This is a genomic window from Novipirellula galeiformis (assembly GCF_007860095.1).
Lineage (GTDB): Bacteria > Planctomycetota > Planctomycetia > Pirellulales > Pirellulaceae > Novipirellula > Novipirellula galeiformis.
This window is the reverse complement of sequence record NZ_SJPT01000008.1, coordinates 1-12,584: the sequence shown is the minus strand read 5'-3', so window position 1 is coordinate 12,584 and position 12,584 is coordinate 1. Positions and strand designations below refer to the sequence as shown.

General features: G+C 56.3%; 9 protein-coding genes. 8 read left to right on the top strand and 1 reads right to left on the bottom strand.

Annotated elements, in window-relative coordinates:
* The first annotated feature begins 56 nt into the window (after positions 1 to 56).
* From rplM to Pla52o_RS19710, 5 genes are all read left to right on the top strand, one after another.
* Positions 57 to 518: a 50S ribosomal protein L13 gene (rplM, locus tag Pla52o_RS19730; protein WP_231612492.1), complete on the top strand. Its 462-nt coding sequence runs from the start codon at positions 57 to 59 to the stop codon at positions 516 to 518.
* Between the two features lie 109 nt (positions 519 to 627).
* Complete coding sequence (gene rpsI / locus Pla52o_RS19725; protein WP_146596361.1) at positions 628 to 1,041, top strand: 30S ribosomal protein S9; 414 nt, start codon at positions 628 to 630, stop codon at positions 1,039 to 1,041.
* 251 nt (positions 1,042 to 1,292) lie between these two features.
* Positions 1,293 to 1,514: a translation initiation factor IF-1 gene (gene infA / locus Pla52o_RS19720; protein WP_146596360.1), complete on the top strand. Its 222-nt coding sequence runs from the start codon at positions 1,293 to 1,295 to the stop codon at positions 1,512 to 1,514.
* Between the two features lie 520 nt (positions 1,515 to 2,034).
* Complete coding sequence (locus Pla52o_RS19715; RefSeq protein WP_146596359.1) at positions 2,035 to 3,753, top strand: hypothetical protein; 1,719 nt, start codon at positions 2,035 to 2,037, stop codon at positions 3,751 to 3,753.
* A 135-nt stretch (positions 3,754 to 3,888) separates the two neighbouring features.
* Entirely contained in the window at positions 3,889 to 4,812 is a 924-nt protein-coding gene (locus Pla52o_RS19710) for a DUF1571 domain-containing protein (RefSeq protein WP_146596358.1), read from the top strand.
* Between the two features lie 35 nt (positions 4,813 to 4,847).
* On the opposite strand, the gene Pla52o_RS19705 is transcribed toward Pla52o_RS19710, so the two are convergent.
* The gene (locus Pla52o_RS19705) at positions 4,848 to 7,571 is read right to left on the bottom strand and encodes a hybrid sensor histidine kinase/response regulator (protein WP_146596357.1); all 2,724 of its coding nucleotides are present in this window, start codon (positions 7,569 to 7,571) and stop codon (positions 4,848 to 4,850) included.
* A gap of 910 nt (positions 7,572 to 8,481) precedes the next feature.
* Between Pla52o_RS19705 and Pla52o_RS19700 the strand changes: the two genes are divergently transcribed.
* The 3 genes from Pla52o_RS19700 (at position 8,482) to Pla52o_RS19690 (ending at position 12,126) form a co-directional block, all read left to right on the top strand.
* Positions 8,482 to 8,838, top strand: a complete 357-nt coding sequence (locus Pla52o_RS19700; RefSeq protein ID WP_146596356.1) for a hypothetical protein — start codon at positions 8,482 to 8,484, stop codon at positions 8,836 to 8,838.
* A 1,507-nt stretch (positions 8,839 to 10,345) separates the two neighbouring features.
* Positions 10,346 to 11,533, top strand: coding sequence for an IS91 family transposase (locus Pla52o_RS19695; protein ID WP_146596355.1), 1,188 nt, complete (start codon positions 10,346 to 10,348; stop codon positions 11,531 to 11,533).
* Positions 11,534 to 11,850: 317 nt separating this feature from the next.
* Positions 11,851 to 12,126: a hypothetical protein gene (locus Pla52o_RS19690; RefSeq protein WP_146596354.1), complete on the top strand. Its 276-nt coding sequence runs from the start codon at positions 11,851 to 11,853 to the stop codon at positions 12,124 to 12,126.
* Positions 12,127 to 12,584 lie beyond the last annotated feature (458 nt).

Sequence of the window (12,584 nt, the reverse complement as noted above, 5' to 3'; positions counted from 1 at the left end):
CGTAGGCGGATCAACCTCAAAAACAATCTTTGCTCTCGATAAATAAAGTCAATCTCGTGGTTGCTCAACGAACATTCATGGCCAAGCCCGGCGAAGTAGAAAAGCAGTGGCACATCGTCGATGCATCGGACGAAATCCTCGGTCGATTGGCGAGTGACATCGCCGTCGTCTTGATGGGCAAGCATCGTCCTGAATACACACCGCACGTCGATTGCGGCGACTTCGTGATCGTCACCAACGCGGACAAAGTTGCGATGTCGGGCCGCAAAATGGATGTTCGTCACTACACGTGGTACACCGGTCACCCCGGCCTGCGTTTGGAAAGCTACGGCGATCGCCAACAACGCAAGCCTGAAGACTTGATCCTGCACGCGGTCCGCCGCATGTTGCCCAAGAACAAGTTGGCGACCCAAATGCTGAAAAAGCTAAAGATTTACGCGGGCCCTGAGCATCCCCACACGGCACAACAGCCTGCGGTTCTTCAACGAACCGGCAAAAAGCTGAAAACCAACCAGTAATTCCGGCAGTCCTCTGCTGCGAATTCGTTACCCCCAACTTTATGCGTGACGGTCTCTTTCCTCACGTGCTGTTAATCCACCTGAAAAAATACAACACAGACTGATACCTATGGTCGCTGTAAAAAAGGACAAAATCAACGGTGACGCGCTTGGTACGGGACGCCGCAAAAGCAGCGTCGCTCGCGTACGAGTTCGTGCTGGAAACGGCAAAATCGTGGTCAACTCGAAGCCAATCAGCGAGTACTTCGTAAACGCCCAAGACCAGACTTGCGTCCTGCAAACGCTCGAGGCCGTTGGCTTGACCGAACAGGTCGACGTGATCGTCCGTGTCAACGGTGGTGGCATGACGGGACAGAGCGGAGCCGTCCGCATGGGCCTGGCTCGCGCCTTGGTTAGCTATGACGAAGCCCTCCACGAACCACTTCGCGACGGCAGCTACCTGACTCGCGATTCACGCATGAAAGAGCGTAAGAAACCAGGCCTTCGTGGTGCTCGTCGGGGTGTCCAGTTCAGTAAGCGTTAACCGCTTGCTCTTTTTCGAAAGAGACTGTGGCACGACAGATGCACCCCAACGCTTGGGGATCAGAATGGCCCGCCATGTTGGCGGGCCAATCGCCTTTAGGCCTGAACACTACGTCGTAACCTATGCTTTGTGCCGCTTATCGCCGCACTAACGGGTGTCTCGCGACATTATGCTCCTGTCCGACTAGGCAATGCCACATTACGCTGTTCTAATTCCAGCGAACACACTCACACGAATCAGGTTTTTGTCACTTGAGTAAGAAAGAAGAGGCCTTCGAAGTCGAAGGCACCGTCACCCAGGCGCTCGCCAACACCCGCTTCCGCGTCCAACTCGAGACGGGCAGCGAAGTGATGGCCCATGTGGCTGGCCGCATGCGAAAACACTTCATCCGGATTGTCCCGGGCGACAAGGTACGAGTCGAGCTATCGCCGTACGATTTGACCAAGGGTCGGATCATCTTCCGAGAACGCTAGCACACTGCGGGCTGTTCATTTCTTCTGCCACCAAAGCTTCCGGTTGGCACAGCGGGACGGGCCGATCGGTTCGCCCAGCGTTTGGTTCACCCTGTGCTCGGTTCACTTAGTGTTCAGCTCACTCAGTGCTCAGGCCACCCCAGTGTTCGGTTCACGTCATAGTCGTCATAGTCGAACCACACATTCGCCAGTCCCCTTTCATGGTCGACCGCGGCGCTCACAAATCGGTCCAAGGTGTCCAATTCGGCGACTGGAACCGCATGCCGCAGTCACCGGTTTGCAAAACGCCGGTTGCATTCTTTGGCAATCTTGAAACCATTACCGCAGCGCGTGGGTAATCCGGATAGACACCCCACCGAACTCTCTTATGATGCAGCATCGTTGCTGCGGCCCCCCGCCAAGATCCAGGATTGGAACTTCAGCGGTACACGCTTGTTGTTAACGAGCGGTTTGCTCACGCAGGGCGCAAATAAGTAACGTTCGATTCTCTTGCTTCGATTTCCCTAAGGATGGTTTGAAAATGCCTTTCCGTCGTTCATTTACGGTCAGCCGGCTCTTTGCAGCAATTGCGTTTGCATCGGCAACCCTGTTTGCAGCCGCCTCCCCCGCGGTGCATGCCCAAGAGAGCCCTCAAGCGAAAACGCCGGGCTCCGCGATCTCCGACGCAACCGAGCCGGTTGTGGTTGTGACCCTCGGCTCGATGAATAAATTGATGCAAGATGTCAATTATTTGACTGGCGTCGTGGGCCAACCCCAATTCGGCGGGATCTTCCAAATGATGGCAGGCACCTTTACCCAAGGTGTCGATCTGAACCAACCGATTGGCATCGTGGTGCCGCTCGTCAACGGTTCCCCTGAGCCGATTGCCTTGATCCCGACAGCGGATATCCGCACCGTCCTCAAGCGGTTGGAGGCTCAAACCGGCCCCGCCGACGAACTCGATGACGGCACCCTAGTGATCGCCATCGGGGCGAACACGATGTTCATTCGCCAAGTGGGCAACTGGGCTGCAATCGCTCGCAACCGCGAGTTGCTCGATTTGGCACCGGCGAATCCAGTCTCGCTGTTCGAAGGAATGGGGAATGACTATGACATCGCCATTCGCTTGAAAATGCAATTGGTGCCAACGGAAACCCGTAACATGTTGATCACTCAACTCCGCCAAGGATTTGAGCAAGCGATCGCCAAACAAGATCAAGCGGATGCCGAGGGAACCAAGGCAATGGCCGAAGGTTCGATTGAGCAAATCGCACAATTGATCCAAGACACCGACGAATTGAAACTCGGCTGGAACATCGACCAAGCCGGCAAGCAAGTGATGTTCGAAGGTTCGTTCACCGCCGTTGCGGGAAGCAAGCTAGCCGCGGTCTACGGCGATCAACAAGCGATCCCCTCGCAATTCGCTGCGGTCATTCGCGACGACGCGGCAGCCTATTATCACGCGGCAATGTCGATCGGCCCAGACGCGATCAAGAACGCCAGCACCGGTTTTGAAAGTGCAACGGGCGCCATTCGTGCCGCACTCGACAAGTCCGACGACCTCTCGGATGACCAACGCGAAGAAGTCGAAGCGTTGTTGGAACGGATCATCAAACTAGCCAGCGATTCCGTAAAGGAAGGCAAAGCAGACGTTGGGGCGCTATTGCTCGCCAACCAAAACGACTTCCAATTTGTCTTCGGAAGCTTCATCGCCGATGGAAATGAGGCGGCTCAGATCGTCAAGGATTTGGCCGAGAAGGTTCGCAACGAACCGAAGGCTCCAAAATTCTCCTTTGACCAAAGCACCTACAAAGGTGTCGCGATGCACTTGATCGAAGCCGAGGTTCCCCAAGGCGAAGAGGAGCTGCAACAAATGTTCGGCCCTCAATTGCGTGTCCATGTCGGTACCGGTCCCAAGTCCGTCTACGTTGCCGTGGGCAAGGACAGCGAATCGTTGATGAAGCAATTGATTGACTCGGGTGCGTCCGATCAAGCGGGAATTCGTCCCATCGGTCAATTCCGCGTGAAGTTGCTGCCGATCCTCCAGTATGCTCAATCGATCAACACCAACGAAGTGATCGCGGCCATGATCGACACCCTTTCGCGAGCCACCGATGGTGGCGACGTGATCATGGTGCAAAAAACCATTGCCAATGGTCAAGAGTCACGCTTGATGATCAGCGAAGGCTTGTTGCAAGCGGTAGGCTCCGCCGTGCGTCAAGCACAGCAAGCGAAAATGCAAAACAACGGTAATTTCTAATTCCGACGACGTTCGCATTGAAAATCGACAGGTCGGCCTCTCCGAGGCCGACCTTTTTGCTATCCCCGGTGGCCTTGCTTCGTTTTCGCAACACGAATCAATCGCTGCGTTCACCTCAGTTTGGAGTTTCGGCTCGTGCAATTTCCCAAACAGCGATTTCCCAAAAAACGATTGCTAGTGGTGACGTTGACAGCGAGCGCGGTCGCAGTCGGTTTGCTTTTGAATGCGGTCAGCAGCCCAGGCCGAGCGAGCAGCGAACACGCACGGCCGACCGACCTCTCCGATTCCACGGCAAGCAACTTGAGCGAATCGTCATCCGCAGCAACGACGCGTGAATCGACGCTTGCCGAAGTGCTTGAGATCGCAACCGAGGCGCGCGCGGCGATGGTTCATCAACTCGAGAGCTACACCGCTCGGTTTGTCAAACAAGAAGCGACCGATGGCGGCCAACTTGGCGAAGAGACCGAGATCCAACTGAAGGTGCAAACGCGATTTCGCAACGGAACCGAAGCGGGTGCCATGCGAGCCTACTTGCGTTTCACAGCCCCCGATTCCGTTCGTGGCCGCGAGGTCATCTGGGCCGAAGACTTGCATGACGGAAAACTGCTTGTTCACGAAGCCGGCTTGCTCGGCCTAGCTCCGATTCCTCCATTGGACCCCAATGGATTTCTCGCGATGCGAGGCCAACGCTATCCGATTTCAGAGATCGGGATTGTGCGTCTGGTCGAAAAATTGATCGAGCGAGGACAAGTCGATTTAGAAAATCCGGATATCAAGGTCACAATCACACCTAACTTCCTGCTCGACGAGGTCCCCGGCGAGCTGATCCAAGTCACACGCGCAAAACCCGCGGGCACCAAGGACGATTTCTCACTGGCCGAAATTGTCATGGATCCCAAACGCCAACTCATCCTTCGCTATCGAAGCTTTGGCTGGCCCAAACAAGCCGGCGAAGCCGCTCCGCTGCAAGAGTCGTACACCTATCACGACATCCAAACCAACGTGGGGCTCACCGATCTCGATTTTGATCCAACAAACCCCGAATACGGATTCCCGTAGCGGTCGATAATCGGGCTCGCGTCGTCATGCCGTCTTTAGGAGGGAGTGGAGACGCCTGGCACGCTGATGAATTCCATCAGTATTTTCCGTAACGTCCCGTACTCAATTGGCTTGCTGAGATACTCGTCCATGCCAGCCGCCAAGCACCGCTGGCGGTCGCCTTTCAAGGCATTGGCGGTCAGGGCAACGATCGGCAGGCGGCCGGGCAGTTCCCCGCACGCTTCGCGGCGACGGATCTCACGACTGGCGGCGAAGCCGTCCATCTCGGGCATTTGGCAATCCATCAGCACGAGGTCATAGCGGTTCAGCTCCAGCGACGACAACGCCTCTGCCCCGTTGTTAGCGATGTCACAGGTGCACCCCATGTGCTCAAGCAGTTCGCGAACATACATCTGATTGATGCCATTGTCTTCGGCCACCAACACGTGAGCTTTGATCGCCGGCGACTGCGGCGTGGCCCCCGCTTGCGATGCCTTCTCGGCCGAAGCCGTGGTGGTCGATGCGGCAAATCCGATCGCCGAGCTCAACGCATCAAACAAGGCGCTCGGGCGAACCGGATCGAGCAGCACTCCCCCGACGCCCGCCTGCCTCAAATCCTCCACCGCCGGACCGTCTAAACTCGCCCCAAGTCCAATGATCGGCAGGTGGCATTTCTTGGCAAAGTCGCGGAGCTCCGCGTATTGATCCGCTGCGACCAATCGGCAATCCACCAGGACGCGTGAAAACGGATTACCAGAGGACTCCGCCTGGGTGATGGCCGCGAGCGCCTCCGAGAGGCTTTCGACCTGCTGGAACGGGCATTTCCAAGCCCGCAAGCTGTCGTAGACCTGCGCTCGCACGTGGTTCGTATCATTTACCGAAACGACGCAAATCCCGGCCAGCGAGCGGCGATGTATGTCGACCGGCAACTCCTCGGACGCAAGCTCGACCGGCAACTCAAACCAAAACGTCGATCCGCTGCCAACCTGACTCGTCACGCCAATCTCTCCCTGCATAAACTCCGTCAATTCTTTGCAGATAGAGAGCCCCAATCCGGTGCCCCCGAATTCGCGAGTGGCGGAGCGGTCGACCTGTGAAAAGGGCTTAAACAGTCGGTCGCGCCGGTCTTCCAAAATCCCGATTCCCGTGTCCTGCACCGAGAATCGGAGCCGCATTGATCGTCCTTGTTGCTGCACGCATTTGACCCGCACGGTGATGCAGCCCGAAGTGGTGAATTTCACCGCATTGCCCACAAGGTTAACGAGAATTTGTCGGATTCGATTTCCATCGCAGCGAACCTGGGCACATGCCTGGGGATCGATGTGGCAATGCAGCGGATAGCCCTTCTGGTGGGCACTTAGGGCAAACATCTCGGCGATGGAAAACACCAGCGACTCGAGGTCATACGACTGAATGTCCAACTCGAGCTTTCCCGCTTCAATTTTGGACAAGTCAAGAATATCGTTGATTTGTTGCAGTAACGATTGGCCGCAAGTGCTGCCGACCTCGAGAAATTGTCGCTGCTGATCGGTCAATTCCGTTCTCATTAGCAGTTCATTCATTCCCAAGATACCGTTGAGCGGCGTCCGCAATTCATGGCTCATGGCGGCGAGAAATTCGCTCTTGGCCTGGTTGGCGGACTCAGCGGCCACGCGGGCCTGGACCGCGTCGTCCATTGAATGAATCGACTCTCGGAGACTTAACTGGCTGCGCCGCAGCGATTCGCTGGCGCGTTGTTTCGAGCGCAGCGATCGTTTTGCGAAAAGCGTGATCGCTAACAATGTCACCGTGACAATTGCAAACGCGACTCGCAGGTGCAGGAAAAGCTCGGCGTACTCTTGACTCGAAATCTCGGATGCGATCACGAGGAACTTTTCCTCTGAAATCATATTGGCGGTATCTGCACCCGAAGTGATCCCCTCGCTTAGCCCGACCCGTCGCCATGTCAATGTCCCGGTCGAAATGCGAGTTTGGCCCTGGGGATGAGCCTCGATTTCGTCCCACAGTTCGGGCTCGGTTTGACTTAACGACTGGACCTTTCGCTGCGGAAAAAGAAATCCCCATTCCAGTTCAGGACGCGCCGCTTTCAACCAAAAACCGTCGCCATTGATGATCCGCAATCGGTGCTGCGTCTCCGGCCGGATCGCTTCGAGATGCGAAAGTAAGTTGGAAGCGAGGTAGTTAACGACATACACGCCATGCCGCTTTCCCGTATCGTCAAATACCGGGATCGCAAACCGCAGCACTTCGCGAAAGGGCTCTTCAATACGACCGTGTTCAACGTTTAGATCCAGAGCGGAAAGGTAAAGTTGCCCCGGCCCGAGCGTGCGTACTCTTTCAAAATAGGGTCGATGAGATTTGTTTTGAAGCTCCGCTTGGCTGACCACTTGCCCCGATTGGTTAACACGCATCACCTCATGCCCTTGCTCATCCAAATAACGCAGTTGATCGTATTCGGGCTTTAGTCGGCTAAACACAACGGCTTGCTGAATGGCTCGCTCGAGTGCGGTCGGGCTTCCGCTGGTCGCGTAGCGGACCAAACTGCCATCGCTGGCAAGTTGCCGCAAATTGTCCGCCACCGGCGACAAGCTCGATTCCACGAATTGGGCGAACGCGTCGACACGACTGCGCTCTTCATTCATCAACATCCGTTCAAGATGCCCCGCTTCACGCAAATAGAACGTGCCACAGCAAATCAGCACGGCGCCGCCAATGAGCAGGTAAGACAGCAGCAAGTCCATGGGACTGCGATTCAGCTCGCGATTTATGTCTCTATGCATCAAATGCTCCTACACTCGTCCTCGTACGCATCAATCTCGTGCGAATCAATTCGACAACAGGGGGGCGACTCAATGTCCACCCCGATCGTCGTCTGCGAGAACCAACCTCAGGCGGATCCTGTTCAATGGGAGTGCTGCTTCTAACGCCTAGCAACGGTGGTTGCAATCCGCTCGCGACCGAAGCCTGCACTCGCTTACACCATGCTAAACGCGATCGCAAACTCAGCCCCAGTTCGTCTGGGGGGACAGCCTTCACAGAACGAGGAGTGGGGTGCTGCATCGGGATGATTACGGTCAGCCTGTCGCGGTGAGCTAGAGCGTTCTTAGGAGGCGAAGATGGGCGGTGGTGCAGAGATACCGCACAGGTGGCAACGAGCTGCAGCGTGATATCAGGGCGTTGCACAAAGGCAAGCGTGGACACGGAAGCCTAGCATAGGATTGTGCCGCCAAATGAACAACTTCAACTCCCATGCGAAGGGAGCCGAAAACTGCAGCCAAATTTTGCGGGTAGCACTGTTTCTTTGCATGCATTGCCAACTTCAAAATTGAGTCAGGATCCAGCCCCAAGGCTGCGATGGGGTTACAGCCGATTGAATCCGGGTTGTAAACGGGCGCTGGATCCGTCGCCCGTTCACACCGAGTCAAAAACAGCACATTGAGTCCGAGGCGTTCCACTCCCATCACGCTCGACTCTCGTAACGGGGGAGACAAGTTCGCGAAGAACTGGGGATGTCTCCGCTTCGTGTCGTCACTTTCACCCGCGACACAGAGGGGGAATATGCGTGATATAGGAGGGCCAGCGGGGTCAGCATCGAACACTGCTTTTTGGGCACGATTCAGTATTCAACAATCTCAAGCGGCATAGGGTTCAGAAACGCTCCCCACCACTCCCCCCATACGCGAGGGCTCAATGCGTACCGCCATTGTGTTTGCGATTACGATGCTCGCATCGCTATTGATCTTAACAACGGACATGTATTCGACACGTCTGTCCCAAACGCCGATTTCATCCGCCTCGCTATACGACGAAGATCGCGTTTTACTGGACGAATTCATCGCCACTCTGAATCCAGAAATCATGAAGGCGTGTACCGATCGGCATGATGCAGGAGGAGCGATCGACCTAGATTATCTTGCCAGCTGCGGCGATTTTGATCTGTACGTCCGTTACATGCGAATTCCAAAATCCCAAGCGGTGAAGAAGTTTGGGTACGTCATGCTCTACTCCTCGTCCCGGCTAGAATTCGAAGAGCGCCTCGCTCGCTAAGTCGACATGACGCAATTCATGCACGCCGCTTTGCGATCATGGATCCTCGCCCCACGGGCATCTTGGATCTCAAATGCCCTGGATTCCGAGCGACATAGATTCCGAGCGACATAGATCTCAAGCGACATAGACGCTGAGCGACATAGATTCAGAGCGTCCTCGATTCTTCGCTAAAGGAAAGCTCACTTGCCAGCGTCCTGCGCAGGTCCCCCAATGCGGAAAACGCGGTGTCTTTTGATGGCGTTTGCGAAACCATCACGAAATCCACCAGCGACGTAAACCTAGTTGCGAAATGCGTCTACCAGCACCAAACAGAACCGCCGTTCACCGAACGGCGAGATCACCTCACGTCCCGTCACTGTTCCACGCAGCCAGCGGCTGATCATTCCTCTCGCCGAGGCCTCAGCGCCAGGCACCACCGCGCGCTCGAGCTTCGCATCGAAACGCACCTCGGTGCACCCGGGGGGACTTACCACCGTTATCGAACGGATCGAAGCTAAATGCCCTCTGTGATCTGACATTACCGAGAATTCAATGCAATCCATTCTCGTTTGCCTAGGCAGCAAAACGTTCAACGCGGGCGTCCTTGGCTCGACCACCGCAAGGTGCTCAACGGCATCGGCAGCAGTCTGCGCCGGGGGGGAAATCGGTGGGGCGGGGTGCTATTCGGCAAGAGCAGCGGGCTAGAATCGGCGACGCCGGTAGGTGAGCGCGATCGGATGCGTGCGATCCGATGAGCGCACACGTGGCGAGCACCGCGACCTATTGCGTCGATGGCATCATAGAACACTGTTTCGCAAGTGGGCGAAACTAACTCGCCAATCGAGACACCACTGATCGAGACACCACTGAGCGAACTCGAATAAGTTCAGTTACAAGCAGTGGCGCATAACCGCAAACAGACACCTCACCGCGCCAGGGCTAGCGTTAGAGCGGAAAGCGGGCGTGCTGCGATATGTTTCGGCCACTCAAGGATCGCAAAACAAACGTAGCGGCACCACCGCTACGTGCACTTTGACAGAAACGAGGTCATTTCCATCAACAACGGGTAACGTGCAATCAGACTTCCTGACCTCAAAATTTGCTTGACCCAAGAATCGAGAGCCCTCATACTCGGCAGACGCCCAAGCGGCGATAACACTCCCTCGCACCGGTGATAACGTTCCACGTGTCACCGAGGGAGCCGAAGGTCCAACCGGCGATAACAGCCCCAGGACCAGCTTATCACCCCCGCAACCGGCGATAAGTACCTTGCTGCACTGGCCCAAACGGGGGGTTGATATTGGAGTCAACTCGTTGTTCAGTTACAACAGGTGTGCTCTGTGGGTGGTGAAGATCGCGAGCAGCCCGTTGAGACCAACTTGATTTGCGTCGCACGCGTCACGGTCTCTTCATTCCGACCCCCAATTGCCTGCATCGTTCTCAATCCAACGCGGTTGAGTCCCCACTTGCTTTGCTGTCATAGCAAAAACTTGACCGCCGCTCTCAGCGCCGCTCTGCTACGGGGATGGCCACTACGATCCAAACTCTGCTCAAAGAACACTTTGACGACTTTGCCCAACGAAATCGGCTCTCGTTCGACATGGTTCGCGCAGCCGTGTGCATGCGAGACTGCCGCTCCGCTGCGTTGGGTGGACACATCAACAGTTGCCCCGACGGACACTTCGACCAGATCGCCTACAACTCCTGTCGCCATCGCTGTTGCCCGATTTGCAACGGCTTGCCGCGTGCCCGTTGGCTCGATGGCTGGAAGCATCGATTGCTGCCGTGTCCGCACTTTCACACCATCTTCACGACCCCACACGACCTGTTGCCACTGTGGCGGTACAACAAGGGGGTGTTCGCCGACACGCTGTTTGCCGCCGCAGCGGAGACGCTACGAGAACTGCTTGCCGATGAAAAGTATCTGGGCGGCAAAGTCGGGATACTCGCGGCGGTGCATACCTGGAGCCAGACGCTGGCCGGACACGTTCATTTGCATGTGCTGGTGACCGCCGGAGGGCTTGACGGTGATGGCAAGTGGCAGCACGCAAAGAAGTCGTGCTTGCTGCCACGCAAGGTGCTGATGATAAAGTTTCGCGGCAAGTTCCGAGCGATGCTACTGGAGAAACTGGCCAAGGGCGAATTGAAAGTTCCACCGTCAACGACGCCAGCGAAATTGCGAAGTCTGCTCAACTTGCTGGGGCGGACCGTTTGGAACGTCAAGATCCTGGAGCGTTACGACTACGGCGATGGGGTGGCAACCTATTTGGCGAACTACCTGAAGGGAGGCCCGATCGGCAACCACCGTATCCTGTGCGAGCGTGATGGCCGGGTCTACTTTCGCTTCCGCATGGGAAACTCCGATCGCACGGTCCCCAATCGTCAGGGCGTGACCAGTTTGACGGTCGACGAGTTTTTGGGTCGGTTGCTCGAGCACGTGCCGCCCAGGCGGTTCCAAAGCGTGCGAGGCTACGGGCTGTACAGCGGCAACCAGCACAGCCACTTGACTGAAGCTCATGCGGCACTCGGTAGCGCCATGCCCGAAGCCGAGTCGCCGCTGAGTTGGCAGGAGTTCTGTGAAGCAGCGGGACTGCCCGATGCAGGGCGTTGTCCCAAGTGCGGCAAGCCATTGGTGTCACACGATGAATTTGAACGAGGCCGCTCGCCACCGCGTGGCTATCGCGACGCAGTGATTCAAGGGAGTGCAGCATGATGCGAAACTTAGCAGCCAATCGAGCCATGCAAAAACGACACCGTCGATCGCGTGCTGGCGATCTGCGCCGAGGCCACTGGCAGGGCGTCACAGCGGTCAGGTCACGCGTGCAATCGAGCCAATTTCGAAGCGAAGAGGGTGGTAAAGCCCTAAGCTGCCCACTCGAATCCATTACAAATCCTTGAGGCAACCTGCCTCTTAGCCAGAGCAACGAGACCGTTGCACCGGTCACGGCTTGCCAGTCAACCGAAGTGGAACGTCCATCGTCCGTGACTGGTGAACTTAAATGTTATCGGACTGAAGTGCAAACCATCGCAATGCAAAACACAACTGCTGACGGCTTGACTGGCACCCTGGTTTACCGACGCTTCGGCGTTGGCGGTCTACGTTGGTTCGGGCGTTTCTATTTCCCGCTGCTGTTGTTGTGCATGCTTGCTTTGGAGACCGTGATCTTCTGGGCGACGCAATACGTATCGGGACAACAACGCACGTTAACGCGAGCATTGAGCCTGGTGTTGCTGGTTCTAGCCTTGCTGCTCGTCGTCCGCATGTGGCGTGGTTTCCGACGCGACGTATCTGACCTGGAGGTTTGATTTGATACTGGCGGCGTCCCGCCGTTGTCTTCTGCTCTCGCAGCCCGAACTTGATGCCATATGGCGATGTTCTGTCGTTGTTTTCCACGTTCGTGATCAATGCTCGATCAATTCTCGGTATAATTGCCGATAACAATTTAGGCTTTGACATCGCGGAGCGAGGCACGAGCGGAGCCGATGTTCAAGGCCTTGGTTCAAGAAGGCCGGTGGAACGCTTTGAAGATTCAGCGATCGCCTAGAGAATTCAAGAAGGGTTTTGCTTTCTTGTCGCGTGACCGCAGGACTGATGATGGTGGCGGAGATGGCCCGGGGTGCCGAGTTGCAGCCAGCAACTGGGCCGCTTTGTGCGTTTCCTGATTGTCTGCCAGTGCGGCTGCGGGCCTCGTTTTTCGCGACCTGCGCAGACCGTCTGCGACCGCACTCCTGGTGACGCTTCGTTTTTGACGGTTCGAACGATC

Bases quoted from the DNA above. Each gene is read 5' to 3' on its own strand.
- Pla52o_RS19715 (WP_146596359.1), top strand. From the start codon at position 2,035: ATGCCTTTCCGTCGTTCATTTACGGTCAGCCGGCTCTTTGCAGCAATT.
- rpsI (WP_146596361.1), top strand. From the start codon at position 628: ATGGTCGCTGTAAAAAAGGACAAAATCAACGGTGACGCGCTTGGTACG.
- Pla52o_RS19690 (WP_146596354.1), top strand. From the start codon at position 11,851: ATGCAAAACACAACTGCTGACGGCTTGACTGGCACCCTGGTTTACCGA.
- Pla52o_RS19705 (WP_146596357.1), bottom strand. From the start codon at position 7,571: ATGCATAGAGACATAAATCGCGAGCTGAATCGCAGTCCCATGGACTTG.
- Pla52o_RS19700 (WP_146596356.1), top strand. From the start codon at position 8,482: ATGCGTACCGCCATTGTGTTTGCGATTACGATGCTCGCATCGCTATTG.
- Pla52o_RS19695 (WP_146596355.1), top strand. From the start codon at position 10,346: ATGGCCACTACGATCCAAACTCTGCTCAAAGAACACTTTGACGACTTT.